The 24241-nt window shown below is 69.5% G+C and carries 23 protein-coding genes; 16 read left to right on the top strand and 7 right to left on the bottom strand.

Annotation, left to right across the window (positions count from 1 at the left end; all coding sequences use genetic code 11):
- Nucleotide 1: 1 nt before the first annotated feature.
- Complete coding sequence (locus NR111_RS12425; protein WP_256820940.1) at nt 2-1099, bottom strand: CaiB/BaiF CoA-transferase family protein; 1098 nt, start codon at nt 1097-1099, stop codon at nt 2-4.
- Between the two features lie 198 nt (nt 1100-1297).
- Between NR111_RS12425 and NR111_RS12430 the strand changes: the two genes are divergently transcribed.
- From NR111_RS12430 to NR111_RS12450, 5 genes are all read left to right on the top strand, one after another.
- Complete coding sequence (locus NR111_RS12430) at nt 1298-2188, top strand: hypothetical protein (protein WP_256820941.1); 891 nt, start codon at nt 1298-1300, stop codon at nt 2186-2188.
- A gap of 777 nt (nt 2189-2965) precedes the next feature.
- On the top strand, nt 2966-4249 hold the full coding sequence (gene purT, locus NR111_RS12435; protein WP_256820942.1) for a formate-dependent phosphoribosylglycinamide formyltransferase: 1284 nt from the start codon (nt 2966-2968) through the stop codon (nt 4247-4249).
- Between the two features lie 47 nt (nt 4250-4296).
- The gene (locus NR111_RS12440) at nt 4297-4860 is read left to right on the top strand and encodes a DUF1648 domain-containing protein (protein ID WP_256820943.1); all 564 of its coding nucleotides are present in this window, start codon (nt 4297-4299) and stop codon (nt 4858-4860) included.
- Nucleotides 4861-4985: 125 nt separating this feature from the next.
- Nucleotides 4986-5336 carry a hypothetical protein gene (locus tag NR111_RS12445; RefSeq protein WP_256820944.1) on the top strand — a complete coding sequence of 117 codons (351 nt, stop codon included), beginning with the start codon at nt 4986-4988 and terminating at the stop codon, nt 5334-5336.
- Entirely contained in the window at nt 5314-6837 is a 1524-nt protein-coding gene (locus NR111_RS12450; RefSeq protein WP_256820945.1) for an alpha/beta hydrolase, read from the top strand. The genes NR111_RS12445 and NR111_RS12450 overlap by 23 nt, the downstream gene beginning before the upstream one ends.
- Before the next feature lie 223 nt (nt 6838-7060).
- Here the strand turns inward: NR111_RS12450 and NR111_RS12455 are convergent, their stop codons facing one another.
- Nucleotides 7061-8530 (bottom strand): FAD-dependent oxidoreductase, encoded by a 1470-nt coding sequence (locus tag NR111_RS12455; protein ID WP_256820946.1) that lies wholly within the window; start codon nt 8528-8530, stop codon nt 7061-7063.
- A 79-nt stretch (nt 8531-8609) separates the two neighbouring features.
- Here NR111_RS12455 and NR111_RS12460 point away from each other — a divergent pair, with 79 nt between their 5' ends.
- The 3 genes from NR111_RS12460 to NR111_RS12470 all read left to right on the top strand — a co-directional run bounded on the left by NR111_RS12460 (nt 8610) and on the right by NR111_RS12470 (nt 11488).
- On the top strand, nt 8610-9026 hold the full coding sequence (locus tag NR111_RS12460; RefSeq protein WP_256820947.1) for a rhodanese-like domain-containing protein: 417 nt from the start codon (nt 8610-8612) through the stop codon (nt 9024-9026).
- A gap of 84 nt (nt 9027-9110) precedes the next feature.
- Complete coding sequence (locus tag NR111_RS12465; protein ID WP_256820948.1) at nt 9111-10319, top strand: O-succinylhomoserine sulfhydrylase; 1209 nt, start codon at nt 9111-9113, stop codon at nt 10317-10319.
- Between the two features lie 17 nt (nt 10320-10336).
- Complete coding sequence (locus NR111_RS12470) at nt 10337-11488, top strand: hypothetical protein (protein WP_256820949.1); 1152 nt, start codon at nt 10337-10339, stop codon at nt 11486-11488.
- 78 nt (nt 11489-11566) lie between these two features.
- Here NR111_RS12470 and NR111_RS12475 read toward each other — a convergent pair whose 3' ends face one another.
- On the bottom strand, nt 11567-12196 hold the full coding sequence (locus NR111_RS12475; RefSeq protein WP_256820950.1) for a hypothetical protein: 630 nt from the start codon (nt 12194-12196) through the stop codon (nt 11567-11569).
- A gap of 171 nt (nt 12197-12367) precedes the next feature.
- Nucleotides 12368-12580 (bottom strand): hypothetical protein, encoded by a 213-nt coding sequence (locus NR111_RS12480; protein ID WP_256820951.1) that lies wholly within the window; start codon nt 12578-12580, stop codon nt 12368-12370.
- A 55-nt stretch (nt 12581-12635) separates the two neighbouring features.
- Here NR111_RS12480 and NR111_RS12485 point away from each other — a divergent pair, with 55 nt between their 5' ends.
- Nucleotides 12636-12959, top strand: a complete 324-nt coding sequence (locus tag NR111_RS12485; RefSeq protein WP_256820952.1) for a hypothetical protein — start codon at nt 12636-12638, stop codon at nt 12957-12959.
- A 1164-nt stretch (nt 12960-14123) separates the two neighbouring features.
- Here NR111_RS12485 and NR111_RS12490 read toward each other — a convergent pair.
- The 3 genes from NR111_RS12490 to NR111_RS12500 all read right to left on the bottom strand — a co-directional run bounded on the left by NR111_RS12490 (nt 14124) and on the right by NR111_RS12500 (nt 16933).
- Nucleotides 14124-14675, bottom strand: a complete 552-nt coding sequence (locus NR111_RS12490; protein ID WP_374210724.1) for a signal peptidase I — start codon at nt 14673-14675, stop codon at nt 14124-14126.
- 783 nt (nt 14676-15458) lie between these two features.
- Nucleotides 15459-16136 carry a SipW-dependent-type signal peptide-containing protein gene (locus tag NR111_RS12495; protein WP_256820953.1) on the bottom strand — a complete coding sequence of 226 codons (678 nt, stop codon included), beginning with the start codon at nt 16134-16136 and terminating at the stop codon, nt 15459-15461.
- 107 nt (nt 16137-16243) lie between these two features.
- A complete protein-coding gene (locus tag NR111_RS12500) occupies nt 16244-16933 on the bottom strand; it encodes a SipW-dependent-type signal peptide-containing protein (RefSeq protein WP_256820954.1) in 690 nt (229 codons plus the stop codon).
- A 395-nt stretch (nt 16934-17328) separates the two neighbouring features.
- Between NR111_RS12500 and fgd the strand changes: the two genes are divergently transcribed.
- From fgd to NR111_RS12535, 7 genes are all read left to right on the top strand, one after another.
- Nucleotides 17329-18348: a glucose-6-phosphate dehydrogenase (coenzyme-F420) gene (fgd, locus tag NR111_RS12505; protein ID WP_256820955.1), complete on the top strand. Its 1020-nt coding sequence runs from the start codon at nt 17329-17331 to the stop codon at nt 18346-18348.
- Complete coding sequence (locus NR111_RS12510; RefSeq protein ID WP_256820956.1) at nt 18345-18983, top strand: suppressor of fused domain protein; 639 nt, start codon at nt 18345-18347, stop codon at nt 18981-18983. Before fgd ends, NR111_RS12510 begins: the two co-directional genes overlap by 4 nt.
- A 26-nt stretch (nt 18984-19009) precedes the next feature.
- Nucleotides 19010-19627, top strand: a complete 618-nt coding sequence (locus tag NR111_RS12515; RefSeq protein ID WP_227022156.1) for a methylated-DNA--[protein]-cysteine S-methyltransferase — start codon at nt 19010-19012, stop codon at nt 19625-19627.
- Between the two features lie 140 nt (nt 19628-19767).
- Entirely contained in the window at nt 19768-21141 is a 1374-nt protein-coding gene (egtB, locus tag NR111_RS12520) for an ergothioneine biosynthesis protein EgtB (protein ID WP_256820957.1), read from the top strand.
- Nucleotides 21138-22202 (top strand): L-histidine N(alpha)-methyltransferase, encoded by a 1065-nt coding sequence (gene egtD / locus NR111_RS12525; RefSeq protein ID WP_256820958.1) that lies wholly within the window; start codon nt 21138-21140, stop codon nt 22200-22202. The genes egtB and egtD overlap by 4 nt, the downstream gene beginning before the upstream one ends.
- A 9-nt stretch (nt 22203-22211) precedes the next feature.
- On the top strand, nt 22212-22799 hold the full coding sequence (locus NR111_RS12530; RefSeq protein ID WP_206472843.1) for a hypothetical protein: 588 nt from the start codon (nt 22212-22214) through the stop codon (nt 22797-22799).
- Between the two features lie 69 nt (nt 22800-22868).
- Entirely contained in the window at nt 22869-24158 is a 1290-nt protein-coding gene (locus NR111_RS12535; RefSeq protein ID WP_256820959.1) for an HNH endonuclease signature motif containing protein, read from the top strand.
- Nucleotides 24159-24241 lie beyond the last annotated feature (83 nt).

A 24241-nucleotide genomic window follows, 5' to 3' on the forward strand; every position in this document is an offset into this window, starting at 1 on the left:
GTCAGGCCCACACCTGATCGATAGCGGTGGCCTCGCGCGGCGGCTCCGCCGGAACGGCGGGGGCCGGGGTGCGGGAGAAGCGGGGTGCCGGAGCGGGCCCGGGGTCACCGGCAACCTCGACGAAGGTCTCCCTCGCGACGTTGTGGGGGTGGTCCAGCGCCTCGGTGTAGGTCAGCACCGGCGTGGTGCAGGCGTCGGTGCCGTAGAACAGCTCGGCCCACTCGTCACGGGTCTTCTCGGCGAACTTCCCGGCGATGATCTCGCGCAACTCCTCCCAGCGGTCCATGTCGAACTGGCCGGGCATCCCCTCGCCGTCGATGCCCAACAGTCGGGCGAACTCGGCGTAGAACTGCGGCTCGAGGCACCCGACGGCCATGTACTTGCCGTCGGAGCAGGTGTAGACGTCGTAGAACGGGTACCCGGTGTCGAGCATGTTGGTCCCGGCGACGTCGGACCACTGGCCGCGGGCGCGCATAGCCCACTGGAACTGGCCCAGCACCGAGGCGCCGTCGGTCATGGCGGCGTCGATGACCTGGCCCTTGCCCGAGGTGGCGCGCTCGACGATCGCTGCGAGGATGCCCTGGATGAGGAACATCGACCCGCCGCCGAAGTCACCGACGAGGTTGAGCGGCGGCACCGGGCGCTCGCCCTTGCGGGCTGTGGCGTTGAGATGGCCGGTCAGGGAGATGTAGTTGAGGTCGTGGCCGGCGGTGTGGGCGAGCGGGCCGTGCTGGCCCCAGCCGGTCATGCGGGCGTAGACCAGGCGCGGGTTGAGCTCCAGGCACTCGTCGGGTCCCAGGCCCATGCGCTCGGTGACCCCGGGGCGGTAGCCCTCGACCAGCACGTCCGCCTTGGCGATGAGTCCGCGCACCTGCGACAGGCCCTCGTCGCTCTTGAGATTGGCCTCCACCACGGTCCGGCCGCGGCGGGTGATGTGCGCCCAGCCGCCGACCTGGGTGGCGAGCTCTCCGGGGCGCATGACCGTGACGACGTCGGCGCCCAGGTCCGCCAGCATCATGCAAGCGTGGGGGCCGGGGCCGATGCCATTGAGTTCGACGACGCGGAGGCCGGCCAAGGGGCCGGTGGAGGAACTGGTCACAGAAGTGCCCTTTCGTGTGGTCTTCCCCTCACGGTATCGCCTTGAGGGCTCAGCCAGCCTGCCAGGTTGATGAATACGAACACTCGCGAAAAAATCGGGACGCTCGGGCCATCAGCACCTGTTCGGTGCGGTACGCAGGAGCTGACGATTCTGACGAAACCTGAGAAGATCCGGTGATATGTGTTACGAACCAGTGTGATGTGTAACACTTCCCATGACATCAAACCGATGTCATCAGGTCTAGTGCGGAGTCAGTTTCACCGCGCTCTTCGCGTGAGGATTTTTATGCAGATACATTCCCGTGCGGCCACCGCGATTACCGCCGCAGCACTCCTCGCCTTCACGACGGGGGGTGCAACCGCGTTCGCCGAACCCGACGAGTCCGGAGCTCGCGGATCCCTCTCCAGTAGTGGTCTGGGACTCGGTGACGCTATCGGCGATCTGGCCATCGCCGCCAAGGCCCTGAACGGCCCGGTCACTGTCACACCCAACGCGACAGGCGGCCCCACGGTCACCTATACCAATGTCGGGACGGAAACAGACCAGTGTGTGGGCTTCGCGGCTCCGTATTCGACAATCGTCGACAAGGATCTCGACGTGGGGTACGACACGGACGACCTGGCCGCGGGTCTCGAACTGCTCAAGGCGATCGAAGCCGGGCCCGACGTCTCTCTGCTGCTCGGCGACGAAGACGGAGAGCCATTCGTGGAGGCCGATGACCCCACAATCGAGGAGAGCATCGCCACGGAGGTTGTGGGACTGATGTTCGAGTGGATCCCCGAGAATCCGCCGCCGCGGACAGTCGTGATCGAGCCGGGCGAGTCGGTGTCCTGGACACTGGAGGTCCCCGAGTCACCTGCGGCCGCCGGGGTGCTCTGTATCGCCGGAACCGTCACCCAGGAATCAGAATTGATCACCAACTTCGGCATCGACAAGCAGGTGGTCGCCGACCAGATCAACGGAAAGATCCCGGGCGGATCTGTCGAACCCGTCTCGGCAGGTTCGATCTCGGGCGGCAGCGTGGCGGTCGGCGCAGGCGCCCTCGGCTCGCTTGCCGACGGTGAAGTAGAGCCTCCCGTCGTCGAGTGACCTGAAATGTGGCGGTGATCGACCGGTCCACCGCGAAGTGGTGTCTCCGTCAGAAGACCCCGAAGGGTATTGCCTTCGGGCGACGAGCCCCTCCGGGGTCTTCTGTCGTGCCGGCCTGGGGGTCGGGTGCCGAAGTGGTCGCGATCAGGAATGGGATCTATGGGCGTCCAGTGATCGGTGCGAACAGCAAAGTAACGTGGAAGCTATCTCGATCGACGTTTGCGCTGCACACGTAACCGGTGAATGTGAGCTATGTAGCACTCTGTTCGAGCGTCCTCCGAATGCTCGCACCGCAATCGTGGCCGGCGGTGGACTGGCCCACCTCCTCGCCGGCGACGAGGGGGCTCCGGCAGTGTCGCTCGACGATCCCGCGGCCGGGAACAGCGTTGTTCAGAACGTTCTTCCGTTCGTGTTCGGTAAGCCGGGCTGCTCTGTCCTGGTTGAGGCCGGGGCGGATGTCAGCTGGACCGCTCTCGCGCCTGAGACCCGGCGGTCGGTATCGTCCTCTTCGTCCCCGTAAATGAGGGCGGCACGCGTGCAGCGCTGGAAACCGATTTTGATTTCGATCCGCAGGTCGTCGAGGACCAGATCACGGCCTGATTCCCGGAGGCAGCGGCGGGGATGCCGCCGGCGAGCTTCCGCCGCTCGAACCGGTGGAGTGATCTCGGCTCATCCCTTCACGTAACCGTCCGGGCCCCGGCACCACTTGGTGCCGCGGCTCGGACGTTCGTTCGGCCCGGAGAGGATGGTCACCGCAGGTCTACTAGCGTGGACGATATGACCGCCGCTCACGATCCCCTCTCCCCGCCCGTCGTGGACCGCTTCGGCACGCCCGGCACGCCGGACGCCACCCGCGTGATGCTCCTGGGCTCGGGTGAGCTGGGCAAAGAGGTGACGATCGCGCTGCAGCGTCTCGGCGTGGAGGTCATTGCGGTTGATCGTTACGAGGGCGCCCCCGCCCACCAGGTCGCGCACCGCTCGCACACCATCGACATGACCGACGCCGATGAGGTGCGCCGGGTCGTCGAGCTGGAGAAGCCCGCAGTGATCCTGCCGGAGATCGAGGCGATCGCCACAGCCGCGCTCGCGCAGATAGAACAGGACGGCCTCGCCCGCGTCGCGCCCACCGCCCGCGCTGTGCAGCTGACGATGGACCGCGAGGGCATCCGCCGCCTCGCCGCCGAGGAGCTTGGACTGCCGACGAGCCGCTTCGCGTTCGCCTCCTCGCTGGAGGAGCTGCAGGAGGCGTGCTCCGGGATCGGGTTCCCGTGCCTGGTCAAGCCCACCATGTCGTCGTCGGGCAAGGGACAGTCGTCCCTCCACGGTCCCGAAGACGTGGAAACGGCGTGGAACCACGCGCAGTCCGGTGCCCGCGTCGCGGGGGCGCGCGTGATCGTGGAGTCGTTCGTCGACTTCGAATACGAGATCACCCTGCTCACCGTCCGGAGCGTCGACCCGGAGACGGGGCAGATCCGCACCGACTTCTGCGAGCCAATCGGCCACCGCCAAGAGCGCGGCGACTACGTCGAGTCGTGGCAGCCGCAGGCCATGACCCGCGACGCCTACGACTCGGCGCGGTCGGTGGCGGCGCGGGTGACGGGCGCGCTCGGCGGGGTCGGTGTGTTCGGCGTGGAGCTGTTCGTCAAGGGCGTCGACGTCTACTTCTCCGAGGTCAGCCCCCGTCCCCACGACACCGGCCTAGTGACGTTGCGCAGCCAGGTGCTCAGTGAGTTCGAGATGCACGCGCGCGCGGTCCTCGGCCTGCCGGTGGTCACCACCATGGCCAGTCCGGGCGCGTCCGCGGTGATCTACGGCGGCACGGGAATCAGCGAGGACGGCACCGAGGGCGACGGCACCGAGGGCGACGGGACCGTCGAGGGTGTCGGCTTCACCGGTGTCGCCCGCGCGCTCGCCGTGCCGGAGTCCGATGTCCGCCTGTTCGGCAAGCCGTCCGCCAGCGAGTTCCGCCGGATGGGCGTGGCCGTCGCGACCGGCGAGGACGTCGAGATCGCGCGTGAGCGCGCCCGTGAGTCCGCGTCGCGTGTGACGGTGGTGAGGTAGGTGCGGAGGGTCGTCATGGCCGAGAGTATGGCGCGGGGGTCCGACAGATGACGACGACGAGGTCCGCGGCGGACGACGCACGCGAACTGCCCCGCGAGCCCACCGCGCGGTGGATCACGGTGCTGATCACCGGACTGGTGGTCGTCTGGCTGGGCGTCCTGGCCTGGCAGGTGACAGTCCTGCCGGAGCGGGTGCCCACGCACTTCGGCTCGGGCGGTGAACCGGACGGCTGGTCGAGCAAGAGCGGTGCGCTCGCGTTCTCTGTGCTCGGGCCGCTGCTGTTCGCGTTGCCACTCCCGCTGATGTCGTTGATGGTCCTGCGGTGGCCGTCGTCGATCAACGCCCCCAACAAGCAGTGGTGGACCGCGACGGGTCCACGGCTGCGCCGGTTCGAGCGGCTCATGCGTGAGGACCTGTGGCTGATCACGGCCGCGATGCTGGCGACCCTCATCGGCGTCCAGGTGGGGATCACCGGGGCCGCGCAGACCGACGACGGCCGGTTGCCGGGTCTGTGGCTGGCCGGCCCGCTGATCGTGGCGTTCGTCGGCACCGGAGTCGTCCTCGCGAGGATGTACGGCAGTCGCTACGAGGAACAGTCCGACCTCGACTGACCTTCCTGTGGATGGTCGTCGACCCCATCCACAGGCCGTCTTGGTGAACCCCGTCCCGACGCGTGCCGCCCCTAGCGTGACTCCCGAGCGGCCCGCCACATCCGGGCCGGAGGGGAGCGTGGGTCATGGCGGGGCAGGGGGCTTTCGGTGAGATGCTGCTGGCATTCGAACAGGTGGCGGTGACTGCCGAAGCGGCCCGTGTCCGCGAGGCGGGGGCGGTCACGGTCGACAGTGCTGCGGGCCTGGTCTCGGCGCTGGCGGAGGCCTCGGCGGCGGCTGCCGGCATGGCGGCGGGAGGCGCGGGGGCGCTGCTCACCGGTCCCGCGCTGGCCGAGTGCGCGGCCCTGCTCGCCCGGCGCGCCCGCGACCACGAGGCGGATAGCCAGCGGATCGCGCAGGCGATGGCGCGGGCTGCCGGACTCCTCGTGGAGGCGGATGAGGAGGTGGCCCGCGGTGTCGCCGGGGCAGCGGGCTGAGGCGCTGGTGGTGGCGATCGACCACGCCGAATCGCGGGCGGCGGCGGTGGGCCGGCGGATCGCCGAGTCGGCCGAGGACCTCGAAACGGTCGCCCGCCGGCTGGGCGGCGCGATGGTCGGGGGGGTGGCGGACGGTGGCGCGGTGGTCGGTGGCGCGATGGACGAGAGCGGGTGGTCCGGTCAGGCGGGGGCCCGGGCGCGCAGCCGCGCTGCTGATGCGGCCGCCGAGGCCAGGATGCTCTCCGGCAACTGTCTCTATGTGGCCGACGTGCTGCGGGCCGAGGGTGCGCGGCTGGCGCGGGCGGTGATCAACTGGAGCGACGACGAACTCGCGGCGCCCGGCTCCGGAGATGTAGCGGCCGTGAAGGAGGCGGATCGCGGCCTCGCCGTGCGGCTGCGGGAGGCTGCCGACCATCTCGCCGGGCACACGGACCCGGCGACGCGGCCGTGCATCGACCTGTCGGGATCGACCGACGACGATCCCCGGGCGGTCGCCGAACTGTGGCACGGCCTGGGACCCGCCGATCGGGCCAGGCTGGCCCGTGACCACCCTGAGCTGGGATCGGCGGACGGCCTGTCGTCGGCCACACGGGATGCGATCAACCGGACCCGATTGCGCCGACTGCTCGACGCGGCCGATACCGGCGTCGGTGGAGGCGGGCTCGCCGGTGTCGCGCCGGCCCTGTCGGCGCTGGCCGCACATCTCGAGGCCGACCCGCGACGGCATCTCCTCGACCTGCACCCGGACGGTCGCGCGGTGGTCGCGAGCGCCGACCCCGACACGGCCGACCGGGTGGTCACGCTCATCCCGGGAACGGGGTCGTCGCTGGAAACGCTCGATCGCACCGGCGAGCGGGTGGAGGCGATGTGTGAGGCGGCCCGATCGGGCCTTGACGGGGCAGGCTCGGGTCCCGGTGCGGCCGACTCCGCACCCGGTGCGGCTGTCGAGTCCTGCGTCGCGGTGTCGTGGCAGGGCTACGACGCGCCCGCCGACGTCACGGCCGCCGGCTCCTCGACGGCACCGGCGCGAGCGCATGCCGCGGACCTGCGGACGTTCGCGGCGGGACTGGACGCGGTCGAGCGAAGGGACGGCGACGACGCGCCCCATGTCGCGGTCGGATACAGCTACGGCTCGGTGGTCCTGGGGGCGGCAGCCGAGGACCCGCGAGGGCTGGCAGCCGACCGGATGATCCACGTCGGCAGTCCCGGCGCGGGCGTCGAGTCGCTCGCCGGTCAACGGGTCGACGAGGCCGGCGTCGCGCGTGCGGCGGGGCAGGACGAGGTGGTCGGCGTCGCCTCGCGCTGGGATCCGGTGCCGTGGTGGTCGGTCACCGGCGTGCTCGGCGGCCGCCCGGGTACCGGGGAGTTCGGTGGGCTCGCGGTGGACGTCACCGAGCCGGGCTCGGGCGCGGACTCGGTGCGCAGCGCCCACTCCCGCTACTTCGACCCGGGCACGGTGTCGCTGGACGAGATCGGCCGGCTCGTCGCGGAGACGGGCTGACCCCGATAGCGATAGCGCCCCGCATCCCCGACACCGGCAGCGCCCCGCATCCCCGACACCGACAGCGCCCCGCATCGACCGCCCCGGCCGGAAAAACCAACCCGGCACAATCCGCTACCCCGTCTCCGGATCCGCTACCCGGATTCGGGTAGCGGATCGGGAATCCGAGTAGCGGATTTCTCAGAGGCTGGCGGTGGAGCGGATCCGACAGGGGAGGGAAGGGTCAGCGGGCGGTGGAACGGGAGGCGCGGGCGACCTCCAGCATTTCCGCGCGGCCCGGCAGCTTGGTGCGTTCGCGGCCCGCCGCCTCGCCGAGCCCACGCTCGTGGGCGTCGATCTCCAGCCAGGCGTCGCCGTCGACGAGATCCACGCCACGGTCGGCGAGCAGGTCGCGCACGGCCTGCGGGTCCGGCTCGGCGGGTTCGGGCAGGGTTCCGGACTCGAGTTCGGTGGCCAGCTGCCCGACCGTCTCCACCGCGCAGGAGCGATTGGTGCCGATCACGCCGGAGGGGCCGCGCTTGACCCAGCCCGCGGTGAACAGGCCCGGCAGGTGCTCCCCGCCCGGCGAGTCGAGGATCCGGCCGGAGTCGTTGGGGATGGTCGCGGAATCGGCGTCGAAGGGCACGCCCTCCAGGGCGGCCGAGCGGTAGCCGACCGCGCGATAAACCGCCTCGACCTGCAGGTCCTCCGTCCGGCCGCTGCTGCGGACCCGCCCGCCGACGCCCTCGGGTCCGGGGACGGGCTCGGTCACCTCCAGACGCAGCCCGGACACCCGGCCGTCGGAACCCAGGATCTCGACCGGGGACCGGTGGAAGCGGAACCGCACCACCCGCTCGCCGGCCGTGAGGGCGGCGGCCTCGGCCTCATCCGCCGTCCCCAGACCGGCCTCACGCTGTGCCCCGGCCCATTTCTCGAGTTGCGTGCACACCTGTCCGACCCGGCGATCGCTGTCGCGGAGGGTGCGCGCCTCGTCGTCGTCGTACTCCAGGTCGGCCGGGTCCACCACCACGGTGACGCCCTCCACCTTGGCCATCTCCCGCAGTTCCAGGGGCGTGAACTTGGCATGGACGGGACCGCGGCGGCCGATCACCGACACCACCCGGGTCGTGTTGGTGCCGAACCCGGCGCGGACGTGCTCGGGGATGTCGGTGGGCTCGAGCTGCTCGGGGCTGCGCACCAGCATGCGCGCCACGTCCAGAGCGACGTTGCCGACGCCCACCACGGCCGCACGCTCGGCGGTCAGCGCCCACTCGGGGTGCGCATCGGGGTGGCCGTCGTACCAGGTCACGAACTCGGCGGCCCCGTACGAGCCCTCGAGATCCTCGCCCGGGATGCCGAGCCGACGGTCCGCGAGCGCACCGGTGGAGAAGACGACCGCGTGGTAGAAGCGGTGCACGTCGTCCAGGGTGAGGTCGCGGCCGAACTCGACGTTGCCGAGGAACCGGATGCGCGGATCGGCGGCGATCCCCTCCAGCGTGCGGGCGATGCCCTTGATCCGGGGGTGATCGGGGGCCACGCCGTGGCGCAGCAGCCCGTAGGGGACAGGCAGGCGGTCGATGAGGTCCACCACGATCCCGCGTCCGGAGGGATCCCGGTTGTCACTCCAGTCCAGCAGTGCCTCGCTGGCGTACACCCCCGCCGGCCCGGAGCCCACGACGGCCACACGGAACGGGGTCTTTGTGACGGGCGTCATGTCGCGATCGTCGCACAGAAAAGCGAGCGGGGTACCTCGACCCCGCCGATCGGTCGTCGGGGGAGCATAATCGACACCCATGAGCGACTACGCCGGGGACCTATCGCCCCGCCAGGCCTGGGATCTGCTCGCCTCCGATCCCGACGCCGTGCTGGTGGACGTCCGCACCAGCGCCGAGTGGCAGTGGGTCGGCGGCGCCGATCTGTCGGCGCTGGGCAAGCGCACGCTGGGCATCGAGTGGATGACCTCGGCGGGTCAGCCCAACGAGCGGTTCGTCGAGCACCTCGGCGAGGCCGGTGTCGCCGCGGAGACGCCGGTGTTGTTCCTGTGCCGCAGTGGTGGCCGGTCGGCCGCCGCCGCGAGCCTGGCCACCGCCGCCGGATACCACACCGCCTACAACGTGACCGAGGGGTTCGAGGGCGACCCGGACGCCGCCGGACACCGCGGCACGGTCAACGGCTGGAAGGTCGCGGGGCTGGCCTGGCGCCAGTCCTGACCGGGCCACCACGACCGGCCCGCCACGCCCGCACGTCCCACGCCTCCAGCCGCATCACCCACGCACCACAACAAGAAAGCAGCGATGAGAAACAACGAGCTCCCCGACGGTCTCCACCCCGACACCCTGGGGGTCCGGGCCGGGCAGATGCGCACCGGCTTCGAGGAGACCGCCGAGCCGATGTTCCTCAACTCCGGCTACGTGTACTCCTCGGCGGAGGCGGCCGAGGCCTCGTTCAACGGCGACCTCAAGCGCTTCGTCTACTCCCGTTACGGCAACCCGACGGTAGCGATGTTCCAGGAGCGGCTGCGGCAGATCGAGGGCGCCGAGGCGTGCTTCGCCACCAGCTCCGGCATGTCCGCGGTGTTCGTGGCACTGGCCGCGCTGTGCGGGAACGGGTCGCGCCTGGTGGCCTCGCGCGCGCTGTTCGGCTCGTGCTTCGTGATCTGCAACGAGATCCTGCCGCGCTGGGGCGTGGAAACGGTGTTCGTCGACGGCTCCGACCTCGACCAGTGGCGCGAGGCGCTCAGCGAGCCCACCGACGCAGTCTTCTTTGAGACCCCCTCCAACCCCATGCAGGAGCTGGTCGACGTTCGCGCGGTGTGCGATCTCGCCCACGCCGCCGGCGCGCAGGTCGTGGTGGACAACGTCTTCGCCACCGTCCTGCACCAGAAGCCGCTCGAGCTGGGCGCGGACATCGTCGTGTACTCCACCACCAAGCACATCGACGGCCAGGGCCGCGTCCTCGGCGGCGCCGTGCTGGGCACCGAGGAGTACATCTCCGGGCCCGTACAGAACCTCATGCGCCACGCGGGGTTCGGGATGAGCGCGTTTAACGCGTGGGTGCTGCTCAAGGGGCTGGAGACCATGGGCCTGCGCGTGGAGCGGATGAGTGCCAACGCGCTGGAGGTGGCGCGGTTCCTGGAGTCCCACCCGGCCGTGGAGTGGGTGACGTACCCGATGCTCGAGTCGCACCCCCAGTACGAGCTGGCGCGGGCACAGATGTCGGGCGGCGGGTCGGTGGTGACGTTCGGGTTGAAGTACGACGACGACGAGGGCGGCCGCGGGAAGAAGGAGTGCTTCTCTCTGCTGAACTCGTTGGAGGTCATCGACATCTCCAACAACCTCGGCGACGCCAAGACGCTGGTGACCCATCCCGCGACGACGACGCATGCGTCCATGGAGCCCGAGGCCCGCGCCGCGGTGGGCATCGGCGACAACGTGGTCCGCCTGTCCGTGGGGCTGGAACACGCGGGCGACCTCATAGAGGACCTGCGTCGCGGTCTGGGGTGACGGTCTAGATTGATCGTATGTCTGATCGGGGTGAACATTCCCGGGTCCGGGTGGCGGTGCTGCCGGCCGCCCATCCCGCGGTTCGCCGTATCACCGGCCTGGATGGCGCTGAGCACGTAGAGCTGGTGCCCGTCCGGCCCGGGGTGGTGAACGGGCAGACCCCGCCCGAGGCGGTGACTCCCGCGGAGTTCGATCCCGGCCACGAGGCGTCGGGCGAGATTCATCGCGACGGCGACCCGCTGCGCACTGTCGACCTGGCGCACGTGCACTTCGGTTACGACTACCTCGAGCCCGAGAGCGTGGACGGGGTGGTGGAGCACCTGGCGCGGGCCGGGGTGCCGATGGTGCTCACCGTCCACGACATCGTCTACCCGTCCCACGAGGACGAACTCCCGCACCGCGACCACACCGGCACACTGGTCGAGGCCGCCGCTGCCGTGGTCACGCTGACCGAGGTGGCGGCGCACGAACTGTGGGTGCGGTGGGGCGTCGAACCGGTGGTCGTGCCGCACCCACGGCTACTGGACGAGGACGAGGTCTCCTCCGCCATCCGCGCCGGCAAGCACCTGCGCGGTCCCGGCGATCCGGTGGTGGTGGGGGTGTTGCTGGAGCGGATGGGCGAGAACATCGACGGCCCGGAGCTGCTGGACCAGCTGGCGCCCGTCGCCCACGGGCGGCGGGGCGCGCACCTGCGGATCGTGGTGGAGGCGCAGGCGTGGCGCGACGCGTGCGGCGAGGACCGCGAGGCCGGCGGGCACCATCTGGTGGCGGAGCTGGCGGCCGAGGGCGGCTGGGAGTCGGTGCGGTTGGTGAGGTACGAGTCGCTGGACCTGGCGCCGTTGCTTCCCGAGTTCGCCGCGCTCGACGTGTGCGTGTTGCCGTACCGGTTCGCCACCCATTCCACCTGGTTGGAGTTGTGCCGCGATCTGGGCGTGTCGCCGGTGTTCCCGGCGGTGGGGTTCCTGCGGGAGCAGTGGTTCGACCGTTGCGATCCGGGTGATCATTCCGGGGAGATCTACGATCCCCGCGATCCGTCCGCCGTGGCGGTGGCGGTGCGGGCGGCGTTGGAGAATCCTCGGGCCGTCCCGCCGCGGGTCGCGGGCGCTGATCCGACGAGTGTCATCGCGGCCCATGCGCGGATCTACGACGAGGCCGCCGGGCGCCGCTGAGCGTCCGGGGTCGGGCCGGCGCGCGGTGGGGTGGTGGCTGCGCTCGGCCGGGCCGGGCTGGGGGCTGCGCCGGGCCGGCTAGGAGTCGGCGTCGCCGCGGGCGATGTCGACGGGCCAGGCCAGCGTGAGCATCGAGTCGGTGGCCGGGGCGGCCGCGTCCATGCTCAGCTCGAGACACACGGTGACCGGGGATCCGGGCGTGGTGCGGGTGGCGCCGGGCAGGACCAGCGGCTCGTCGACCGTAGGCGCGTCGACCGGCACCGGGCGGTTACTGTCGCCGGCGAGGATGCTCGGTGAGTCGAGATCGAACGCCGGCGCGGCGCATGCTCCGCCGCGGGCAGAGACGGCCCGGACCCGTACATGGGACGCGGTTTCGGGGTCGCCTTCGACCAGCGCGCCCTCGCCGATGTCGACGTGGGCGTCGGACCGGGAGTCGACGGTGGTGCGCAGCGTCAGGGGCTGGTAGGCGGAGCGATTGCGCAGGCCTGCGGTGTCCACGCGGACGGGGAAGTGGCCGCCGTAGGAGGAGATGGGCGCGGTCCAGGTCGTACCGAAGTCGGTGGACGCCTGGACGGACCACGCCGAGCTGCGTAGCTCGGACTCGCGGGTCTGATCTTCGCGGTCCTGGACGATCACCGTCGCGCCGAGTGCGCAGACGGAGGCGGCAGCGAGTGCGACCAGTGTGGTCGCCGCGTGCCGGATGCGCATGACTCCTCCGAGGGGCCGTCTGGTGGAGATCGGTCCAGAGGAGGGGGCTCTGGTGCGGGCGGGGCCGCAGTGATCGCCATTTCAACTAGTTTATGGTTCGCGGCCGAAGCATCGTTACAGCACCCCCGGGTGTGTCCGATATCACTCTCGCTGTGGCGTGTCGACCGGTCGTCAGCGGACGTAGACCACGGTTCCGGTCTCCTGGTTGATGGCTGCCCAGCGCCAGCCGTCCGCGGCGGGGTCGGTGGACGTGAACGTCGCCCAGGTGTCGCCGGGGTCGCCGCCGCCCAGCCAGATCTCCAGCGCCGCCACGCCCTGGGGTGCGTCGGTGGGGACGGTGGTGCCCTCAACGACGACGACAAAGTCTTCCCCGCCGACGGTCACAGTGCCGACGTCCTCGAGTCGAGCAGTGGGCGAAAGAGTGCCGGGATCGTCGGGGATGACGACCGCGGGCGCTGCCGACGGCGTGGTGGCCGTCTTCGTCGCCGGCGGGGTGGTGGTGTTGGTCGGCGCGGCCGACACGGTGGGCACTGCGCTAATGACCGTGGTGGTGCTGCGGGTGGTGCTCGTCGTCGCGGCGGTGCTCGTTCCCGCAGTTGTCGACTCGTCCTCTCCGGACGAGTTCGGCGGCGCCGAGGTGGTGGTCTCGGATGCGGTGGAGTTCTCGAGCGGGGAGGTCAGGGTGGTGGTGGGTGAGAGTTCGGAGGTGGGAGCAATCCTCTCCTGTGTCCCACGAGCGGAAGCCTGCTCGGTGAAGAATTGATTTGACGTCGTAGTCGTCGGGTAATCGAGATCTCCCGGGTATGCCAACGTCCCGTCAGGCCGAGGTAATGGTGCCGGCACGGCGCTTACGGGGATCAATCCCGGATTGGCAGGGTAAGCCGGAGGGGGCAGTGGCAGCGGTTCGAATTCGGGTGAGAGCGGAACACGAATTCGAGTGGGGGTAGTTACCGCGCACTCCGCCCTGCCGAATATCACTGAGAATGATCCCAGATATGTTTTCTCGCTGTTGTCTCGGAATTGATCGATCGTGACGTAGAGATCAGACAAGGCGTATCCGGCGGTCATGTACGCCCGCGAGGTCAGCGAAACTCGTATGTAGACATCTCCCTGACTGTAAGAAGCCCCGGGAGCGTAATTGGGAAGAATCCAAGCGATAACGGTTTTGTTCAGTTGTGGTGTGAGGGTCTTATACCAACCGTCAGTGTACCCAGAACTCGTTATGCCGGAAATGGTTGTGGAGAAAGTGCTAATGAAACCGACTCGGTTTGCGGAACCCCAGTTGGCAAGTGAGGCGGTGGGTGGGAGGGCATAGGAAGACCCATCTGCGGCACATTCGGCCATGGTCGCCACATTATTAGCCTCCACCCAGACCAGTGGCTGGGAAATTCCATTGATGGGGTCTGCAGCGCCGCCGGAGCGACCCCATACTTTCGCGCGGGTTTGAGAGTTCAAGGTGTAAGCGGGCCCGGCGGAAGTGCAGCCTGAGTGGGTGCCAGTTTGGGCCAAAGGTGCGGCTGCTTGGACGCAGAAGGTCGAATTAGTACCCGGTCTTGGATAGGGAGTGTCGCTCCTGAAGTTTGTGCTCAGAGGGCTGCTGGTGAGGTTCCCTCTGGAGTCGGTAAAGGCGCCCGGAGAAAGAACGGAGTCCCGCAGGTCCTGCCGAGGGCTGGTGCGATCGGCGTATGCCCAACCCGGGTAGCTCCCATGGTTTGAGTAGGCGTTCGTCACAGTTTGCGCCCATCCGCCGCTCGCCCACTCTGCCTTGACGGATGCCTGCGCGACTTCGGTGTCGTTCCATGCCGCCTCTGTCATCTCGGTGTTCGGACCAATCACGCCGGACAGTGCCAGCGTCCCTGCGAGGGCGAGTGCGCCGGTTGACGCCGCGAGGCGACGGAGACGGGGGGAGGGGCGGGAGATGCTCATGTCACTGCCCCTTTCGGGGCCAGAACGCCCACACGACAAGGAATGAGGCCGCGACGGTGATCCCGGCCATGTACTTGGGTTGACTGACGGCGGCCACCACGTAGGCGAGCCCGGGCGCGTGCCAGAGCACCTTCCTAACCTCGGTCACCTCGTACGGCTGCGCGTCCGGGGAGTCGTTGGCGTCGCCCTTCATCTCCACCGAATAGGTGCCGCCGCCCACCGGGGTCACGGACACGACGCGGTGGGTCACCGGGAGCTGGCCCTCACCGCGCGAGACTGTCGTGACGTCGCCGACCTTGATGTCGGAGGCGGGGATCTGTCTGACGACGGCGAGGGAGCCCGTCGGGATGGTGGGCGACATCGACCCGGTCTTGAACATGATCAGGCTGATGTTGAGCGCGAACGCGGCGATGGTCGCGACGATACAGACCACCCCGAGTGAGGCTAGGGCAGTGAGCAAGGTGTCAACCAACCTGGCACGGAAACTCGTGCGGCCAGGGGGGTGGCGATCTTCTGGAAGGGCAGTATTCACTTCAGGTGCGGGGGTGGTCATGGCACTAGGGTTCCGGTGAAGGTCCACACAGGGTAGACGGAAGCGCCATTCGCTGCGGGTGTCGCCGTGACGCCAGACGCAAGTGTGAAACGGAAACAAACCATGTAAATGGAACTTCCGGCCGAACTGAGTGGAAACTTCTGCGCCGGGGTCGCGGCAGTTGATAAGGCGACGTTAGACGCATTGTTCGTTCCTGCCCCGAAAAGCCAGGTGCCGGATGGCGTTGAAAAGACACTGCTTCCGCATGTCGGTGGGGAACTGGGGATCGGTACCGGCACAGCGCGGGCTGCGTAGGTAATGTAGCCCGCAGTAGTTGTCGTTCCCCATAGATCGCCGTTGCTCGTTACCCCGCTCCGCTTGGCTGCCGTCGAGATTCCAACTGTTGCACCCTTCGCGGTGGCCTGAGATGTGCGTAGGTATACGGGTGCGAACGACGTGGCCCCCGGACTGAGTGAGATGGGCGTAGAGAAGGTGACTCCTGTCGATCCGCCAGGCAACTCGAGAGGACTATCGGCCCCGTTATCGCTGTAATTCCCATTGGCAGTTAGGGAACTCTGGAGTTTGAACGATGAAGACGTCGCCGCGGTAAAGCCTGCTTTGCTCCAGACGTCGTCCGCAAACGAGGCCGTAGTCTCGGTGGGCCCAATTGCCGAGATGGTAGCTACCAGTGCGGCCCCCACGCCTCCAGCCGCTAGAGCGACGCGCCTGATCCTGAGCCGGTTGAACTGGCGGAGCGAGGGCACTGGATCACGTCTTTTCGGTCAGGATGGGGATCACAATTAGTTAGGCTGAGGTCGCTCGAAAGTTCCACGTCAGAGTGCCGGTGGTTCCGCCCTGCACGTTCGCATTGGAGCCCTCCGGAAGTTCGACCTTGAAGCACACTCCCTTGGCTGTCGAGTCCTTGTTGAGTTCGAGAGCGGTGATGGGCGTTGTGGCCGTGGTGGTGAGCGCTACGTAGGTGAGACCAGGAATCCCTTCGGTCGCCCCGATGCCAGCGCTGGAGCAGCTGCCCGGTGCCACGTTGTAGAGGGTGACACGTAACGCATTGAAGAAGGCCTGGTTTTCCGCCGGGGTGGCGCTAGCGGGTCCGGTCGGGGCGGTCGGCAGCGTGATCGCAGCGTTGTAGCTGTTCTTTAACGGGTCCACTCGGAGGTTCAGCGGCGCATATACGGCGTCGCCGGGCGTCATCGCGGCGGGGTTCACAGTGAACGCGAGCGTGCCGGCGGATCCGGAGGTGTTGAGTTCCTGCCAGTTGCTTGCAGTTGCCCAGTTGCCACTCGTGGCGGTCACCGCGCCCTGGACGTTGAACTTCCCAGCGGTGAAAGTTCCATTCACCCAGACGTCGTCGGTCCATGCGGCGAGAGTGGCGGTCGCACCGAGGCCCAGGACGATTCCGCCGGCGAGAAGCGCTTTGCGCTTGCGGCTGCGTCGCTCGGCGGGGGTGAGGGCGGTGTCGCTCATAATCTGCTTCCGGGGTGGTGTGGTCGGGCGGGACCGCTGAGCGGTCCCGCCCGAGGGGGTAGATCACGACCGTGCGTCAGCTGTTCGCTGAGCCGGGTCGGCGGTGATCAGGTGTTGGCGGTGGCCTTGAACTGCCAGATCACCTGAGTGGTGGTCGCACCTTGGACGGACTCGGAGTTGTCGTTCAGGGTGATGCCGAGACACAGCTGGTCCCGAGTGCCGGCGTTCTTCAGGAGATCACGGGGCGAGGCCAATGAATTGGTCGTCCCTGGAGCGGAGTCCGCCACGACGCCGGAGTACCAGTTGGTCCCGCCGGTCGGAGTCTGCGAGTCGCAGAGCGCCGCGGTGGATCCGGTGATGACGCGGTAGTTGAGCTTGCTGGCGAGATCCGCATCAGCGGGCGTGCCGAAGGTGACCCCGGTGAGAACGTACTTGCCATCGTCGGTGGTGGTCGGCGACAGGCGGAGGCTGATCGGCGCGAACACCTCCTCGTTGGGCTGGAGAGTGACCTCTGTTAATACCTGCTTGAACTGGAGCGTGCCGCTGGGAGAGACGTCGTACTTCTGGTACTGGGTAACCACTTCGGAGGAATCGACGTCGGTGGTGGTGAGGTTGCCCTCGAGTTCGAAGGAGCCGGTGTTGAACGTACCGTTCGCGAACACGTCATCCGACCACGCGGCCAGGGTCACCGCGGCGCCGAGGCCGAGCACCACGCCGCCGGCGAGGATCGCCTTGCGCTTGCGGGCCCGGTCCTGCTTCCGCTGGGCTTCGGGAGTGAGGAGAGTGGTGGCGTCCATGTGCGCCCTGCCTTTCCGAGGGGGACCACGCGACGATCCCGGGGGGTGGGATGTGTCGGCCTCGTACGGGGATGGGACTTGATCGACACCGGGCCACTGCGGTGGCCCGCCGCATACATTACGAAAAAGTTACTGATGCCGCAACCATGAACTTGGGTTTATTCTCCCAGCGCAATGCACCGATCGGTCGCTCGGTACGCACTCGTTAGGTGTCGTGAATATTAGTGTTGACTTGGATTTGGAGTGGGCTCCGACATTCGAGGAGGTCAGGGCGGTGCAAGGGGGAGCGGCTGTCAACCCGTGCACCCCTAACCTGGCTCGCTGGCATACTCGGCCCCGTGCCCCGCGCGCGCCAGAGGTGAATCTGGTCACATGCCTACCTGCAGGAGAAGCCGATGCCCGACACTCCGTCCCTGAAGCTCGGTTACAAGGCGTCGGCCGAGCAGTTCGGTCCGCGTGATCTGGTGGAGTTCGCCGTGATGGCGGAGCAGGCGGGCATGGACTCGGCCACGGTCTCCGACCACTTCCAGCCCTGGCGCCACGACGGCGGTCACGCCCCGTTCTCCCTGTCCTGGCTCACGGCCGTGGGGGAGCGGACCGAACGCCTCCAGCTGGGCACCTCGGTGCTCACGCCCACGTTCCGGTACAACCCGGCCGTGCTCGCCCAGGCGTTCGCCACCATGGCGTGCCTCTACCCGGGCCGCGTCTTCCTCGGCGTCGGTACCGGTGAGGCGCTCAACGAGATCGCCACCGGTCACCAGGGCGAGTGGCCGGAGTTCAAGGAGCGTTTCGCGCGACTGCGCGAGTCGGTGCGGCTCATGCGCGAGCTGTGGACTGGCGAGACCACCAGCTTCGAGGGTGACTACTACTCCACCAAGGACGCCTTCCTCTACGACGTCCCGTCCGACGGTGTGCCCGTCTACATCGCCGCCGGCGGCCCGGTCGTGGCGAAGTACGCAGGCCGCGTCGGCGACGGCTTCATCTGCACCTCCGGCAAGGGCATGGAGCTCTACACCGACAAGCTGCTGCCCGCGGTCGAGGAGGGCGCACGCCTCAACGAGCGGGACTCCTCGACGATCGACCGGATGATCGAGATCAAGATCTCCTACGACCCCGACCCCGCGGCGGCGTTGGAGAACTGCCGCTTCTGGGCGCCGCTGTCGTTGACTCCGGAGCAGAAACACTCGGTGGATTCGCCGCGGGAGATGGAGCGCCTGGCCGACGAGCTGCCGATCGAGCAGGTGGCCAAGCGCTGGATCGTCGCCTCGGACCCCGACGAGGCCGTCGAGCAGGTCAAGAAATACGTCGATGCCGGCCTGAACCACCTGGTCTTCCACGCCCCCGGCCACGACCAGAAACGCTTCCTCGACCTGTTCACATCCGACCTCGAACCGCGACTGCGAGCCCTTGCATGAGTAACGAGAACAACCTCCCCGGCCCGGACACGGCCGATCTCTCCGGCCTCGAGGGCATCCTCGGCCACAAGGAATCGGTCCGCGTCCTGCGCTATCCGCACGAGACCGAGCCGGATGAGGAGGGTCAGACAACGGAGTGGCATTGCGACATCGTCGTCGTCGACGACGTTCCCGCGCCCGGCTTCTCCACCTACGCCACCGTGGGCGCCCGCGAGCTCCCCACCAACGTCACCACGCCCGAGGGGCGACAGATCCGCTCCGAGTTCGTCACCGTCGGACGCACCGGGCACCGCGCCATGGCCGACGTCCTGGACGCGTGCGCGCTCGCGGTGGCCACCGGTTCCATCCACGTGGCGCCCGGCGCGGTGATCCCCAACGCGGTCGGGCTGGTCGATCCCGGCCGCACGTGCGAGCACCTGGTCCTCACGCCTCCGTTCCTGTGGCCCGACCTGCAGGTGGTCGACGAGACCGGCGGCCTCGATGGCACCGGCCCCCTGCTCACGCGCCTGCAGGCCGTGCCGATCACCACCGCGGAGATGTCCGCCATCGGACGCGACGGCGCCGACGCCCTGTTCGAGCGGCTCGACACCGCCGACGCCGACGTCACCAACCCGGACCGCCCGAGCGTGGTGTGAGTGAGGCTGGTGTGAGTGGGTCCCGTATGAGCGCGCCTGCGCCCCGGACGTCCCGCGGTGTCACGCACGTACTCACCACCGCGGCCGGGCTGATGCTCGTCGAGGCCACCCCCGACGGCATCGCGCGCCTCGTCCAGGTGGACGCGGACCAGCTCGACGCAGACCAGCTCGACCACAGGGATGCCGCCGCGACCTGGTTCAACGTGAAACATCACGACGACGACGAGGGCCGCGATCCCGAGCCCGGCGCCGCGGCGGAGCACCTCGCCCGCCTGGCGGAACAGGTGGAGGACTACCTGGCCGGGAGGCTCCGCGGGTTCGACGTCCCGCTGGACTGGGCGGCGGCCGGGGTCCACGATGAATTCTCACGCGAGGTCTACCGCGAGATCCAGCACATCCCCTACGGCGAGACCTCCAGCTACGGCCAGGTCAGTATCGACGCCGGCCGACCACGCAACGCCCGTCGCGTCGGCCGGCTGTGCACGCTGGTGCCGGTGCCGTTCGTCATCCCCGTCCACCGGGTGATCCGCGCCGATGGCGGAATGGGGAACTGCCCCGAGTACCGGCTGCGGCTGCTCGAGCACGAGCGACGCAACATCGCCGCCGAGCGTGCCGGAAAGCCGGGCCCGCTCCCGTTCCGGTAGGCATCGCCGCCGTTCGTCCGGGCACGGCCGGATCGGTGGGACGGCGGCCACACCGTGGTTAGGGTGGCGGTCAGCGTCGGGGGCCGAGGGGTCCGCCGGCGCGGACCGCCTGCCGTCGACCACAACTTACGGGGGAAGCCATGACAGCCGGAACCGTCGCCACCACCGCCCGCGCCGAGAGCGTGGTCGAGAAGTTCCAGCAGGTCCGGGGGCTCACCGACCTGCTCGCGTCCCGGCTCAGCCCCGAGGACCAGATCCCCCAGTCGATGACCGCGGCCAGCCCCGCGGCGTGGCACCGGGCACACACCACGTGGTTCTTCGAGGAGTTCGTGCTGGGCCGGCTGCCGGGCTACACCTCGCCGGAGCCGGTGTTCCGCTTCCTGTTCAACTCGTACTACGAGGCGGTCGGCCCACGGCAGCCGCGGCCGCAGCGCGGGCTCATCACCCGCCCGTCGGTGGCGGAGATCGGGGACTTCCGCGCCCGCATCGACGAGGCCGTCGTCGACGCCATCGAGGCGGGCCGGGTCGACGAGCGTGGCCTCGAACTGCTGGAGCTGGGCTGCCATCACGAGCAGCAGCACCAGGAGTTGCTGCTCATGGACATCAAGCACCTCTTCTCGCACAATCCGACCGACCCGGTCTACGTCCACAGGTCCACAGACCCGTCAGGAGCGGCGCCGGGGGAGACCGGCTGGCTCGCCGTCGCAGAGGGAGTCGTGCAGGTCGGCGCCCCGGCTCCCGGCGACTCCGACGTCGGGGGCGACTCCGGTGCCACCGCCGCCGGCCCCGCCACCGCCGCAGGCCCCGCGTTCTCCTACGACAACGAGCGTCCCCGCCACCGCGTGTGGATCCCCGGCGGTGAGGTCGCCACCCGCCAGGTCACCGTCGGCGAGTGGAAGAAGTTCATGGCCGACGGCGGTTACTCCCGGCCCGAACTGTGGTTGTCCGACGGCTGGGCCACGGTCCAGGCCGAGGGCTGGGACGCGCCCGGGTACTGGCGGCGTGATGACGACAGCCCGGCCGGCCGCGCCGCCGACACCGCGACCGGCGCCGACACCGCGACCGCCGCCGACGGTGAGTGGACCACCTTTACGCTAAGCGGCCGGCGGCCGGTCGTCGACGCCGAGCCCGTCATTCACGTGTCCTTCTATGAGGCCGACGCCTACGCCCGCTGGGCCGGCGCGCGGCTGCCCACCGAGTTCGAGTGGGAGGTCGCCACCACCGGCTGGGAGATCCGCGACGTGCTCGACCCCGACTGCTGCCACCCGCGGCCCGCCGCGGATCGGACGATCGGCGGCGTCTGGGAATGGACCGCCAGCGCCTACCTGCCGTATCCGGGGTTCGTCACCGAGGACGGCGCGGCCGGCGAGTACAACGGCAAGTTCATGTCCGACCAGCATGTCCTCCGCGGTGGCAGCGCGTTCACGCCTGCCGGCCACACGCGGCACACGTACCGGAACTTCTATCCCGCAGCCTCGAGGTGGGCGGCCGCCGGACTGAGGCTCGCCCGGTGACCGGCGCGCGCGAGGTGGCCGCCCAGTGCGGTGCCGCCGGGCCCGACGGCCCCGGTGCAACAACAGCAAAGACAACGACGACGACAACGACGACGACGAGCACCGCCGATCCCGACACCGCCGCGCTCGAATCGGATCTGCGCGCCGGGTTCTTCGACGACCCGCCGACCGTGCCGCCCCGCTGGTTCTACGACGAGAAGGGCAGCCTGCTCTTTGACCGGATCACCCGGCTCGCGGAGTACTACCCCACCCGCGCGGAGGCGGAAATCCTGCGGTCGCGGGCCGTCGACATCGTCGGCGATGCCGACACACTCGTCGAGCTCGGGGCCGGGACCTGCGAGAAGACGCGGGTCCTGCTCGACGTCCTCGCCTCCCGCCCGACCGGCGCCACTGATCCAGCCGGACCACTGTTCGTTCCGGTCGACATCAGTACCGAGATGCTCTTCGGTTCCGCCCGGGCGCTCACGGCCGAGTACCCCGGACTGCGTGTCGTCCCGGTCGTCGGTGACCTCACCGCCCTCGACGGCCCCCTACCGGGCGAGCCGGGCGGGCGGTTGGTGCTCTTCCTCGGCGGCACGATCGGCAATTTCAGCGAGGCCCAGCGAGCAGAGTTCCTCGCGATGCTGCGCGGCGTCATGGACCCGGGCGACCGGTTGGCGCTCGGCTTCGACCTCGTCAAGAGCCCCGAGCGGCTGGTCGCGGCCTACGACGACGCAGACGGCGTCACCGCCGGATTCAACCTCAACATGCTCGACGTGATCGCCCGGACCGTCGAGTGCACCGGGCTGGACAGGCGCGATTTCCGCCACGAGGCCGTGTGGAACGCCGCCGAGAGCAGGATCGAGATGTGGTTGCGGGCGGTCCGCGACGTGCACGTCGACTTCCCGACGCTGGGGCGCTCGCGAACCCTCGCCGCGGGGGAGGGCATCCGCACCGAGATCGCTCGGAAGTTCGAGCCGGACGCACTCGCCGACGACCTCGCCGGCCACGGGTTCGTCGGCCCGACCGTGTGGACCGACGACGCCGGGGACTTCGGGCTGGTCCTCGTCGTCGTCGACTAGGGGTACACCGTGACCCCGCGGGGCGCCCCGGATCTCGCCGATCGGGCCCGCGGCCTCCTCGGGGAGGCCCGCGCGGCCGGGGCCGCCGTCGACTCGGCGGCGGCTGAACTGTTCCGGCTGGGCGGGGAGGTCGCGCGCGCCGGCACCAGGGCCGAGGCCGCCCGGAGCGGGGCGCACGTCGCGGCCGAGCGGGACCTGGTGAGCGGATTGCTCGACGAGCTGGACGTGATCGCCCGGGTAGCGGATCGGCTCGCCGCCGAGCTCGACCGGGCCGACGGCGGCGGCGGGCGAGGCGCCGCCGACGGCGGGGCCGGGCCGCGGGCGACCCTCGTCTCCGTTCGGCGGGTCATCGAGGCGGCGGACAGTCGGGGCCGCGAAGGTATGTGGTTGGGAGAGCTGGCGACGGACCGCGTTCGGGATTTCGCCGAGTTCGAACTGCTGTACTCGCGCGCGTCGCAGCACCTCGACCGCCGCCGGTGGGACGCCGCCGACGCCGTCCTGCCCCGGCTCGTCGCACTGGATCGCGCGCTGGTGAGCACGGAGATCGGCGCGATGCTCGACGAGCTCAAGTTCCGCCTCATGACTTCGCGGGGATGACGCGGGCCGACCTACGACGACGCGCTTCCGGACCGGTTCGTGTCGTACCTGTGTTCTATGCTTCGGCGTATGGAACAGGGAGTATGGGATGCGGAGGGGCGGGGCGGTGAGCGGGACGAACCGGCCCCGCTGACCGACGTTCTCGCGTTCCTGGAAGCGTCGGTGGAGACGCTGTGCGCGGTCGACTGGGCCGAGCACGACGCGGATGCGCTCGCCCACGCGGTGGGTCGCGTGGAGGTCGTGGCCCGGCGGTTGGACGCCAGTGGCTCCCGTGCCACTGCCGAGTTGGCCGCGCTGCACCGTCAGAAGGGACGCACCGCCGGTGGCGTCGCCGCGCTCCTCGCCGAGAAGCTGGGACTGGCGAAGGGCACGGTGCACGGTCGGATCGACGCCGGAGGACGTCAGGCCACCCCGGCCGGGCGGGCGGCCGCGAACGGGGAGATCACCGGCGAGCACGAGCGGATCATCGCCCGAGCCGTCTCCGGTCTGCCCGGAACGATGGGCGGCGACGCCAAGTCGGGGTTCGCCGAGGAGCTCACGGACTTCGCCCGCACGGCGGCGCCCGCCGACCTGCGGGCCGAGGCCGCGCGCCGGATCGCCGCCCTGTGCCCAGACCGCGGACGGGGCCGCGAGGAGCACCAGGAGCGTCAGCGCTCGGCGCGGCTCGGCGCGGTCCGGTCCGACGGCACCAGCACCCTGACGATGACCCTGACGCCCCGCGGCCGCGCCCTGGTCGAGAGGGCACTGTGCGACTTCGGCGGGCCCGGCGGCGCCGTGGAGTGTGAACCCGGGTCCGACGAGCGTGCCCCCGAACAGCGCGCCCACGACGCCCTGGTTCACCAGTGGGCCCTCGGCTCGACCGTCGACCCCGCCCGCCCCAAGGGCATCGCGACCATCGTCGTGCGGGTGACACCGGAGCAGCTCGAGGACCCCACGACGCTCGTGCAGACCGACGCCGGCACCCAGCTCAGCGTGCGGCAGGCGGTCTCCATGGACGGAACGATGCCGTGGTTCGTCTCCCTGCTGCGCGACGGCCGGGAGGAGCTGCACCGGATCGACGTGGACGCCCACCCCGATCGGCGCCTGGCGTCGTCGATCCAGCGGTTGGTCCTCTACGCCTCCCACGGAGGGTGCACCTTCCCCGGGTGCACCGCCCCGGCCAGGCGAAGTCAGTTCCACCACGTGAGGGAATGGTCCAGGGGCGGGCCGACGACGGTCGCCAACGGGGCACTCGGCTGTCCCGTCCACCACGGGTTCGTCGGCGACGGCCCCGGAGGGTGGACAACCGTGGTGAACCCCGCCTCGCCCGGCCTGTGCACGTGGCTGCCTCCCGGCGTCGACAGGCTCACCGATGTGTGACGACCCGCCCCGGACCGGGGTGGGGGATCGGGCCGTCGGGTGTGTACAAGGTGTGCTGCGCCGCCGGCGCTGTCACAATGCCC

Source organism: Dietzia sp. Die43 (assembly GCF_024519835.1).
Taxonomy (GTDB): domain Bacteria; phylum Actinomycetota; class Actinomycetes; order Mycobacteriales; family Mycobacteriaceae; genus Dietzia; species Dietzia kunjamensis.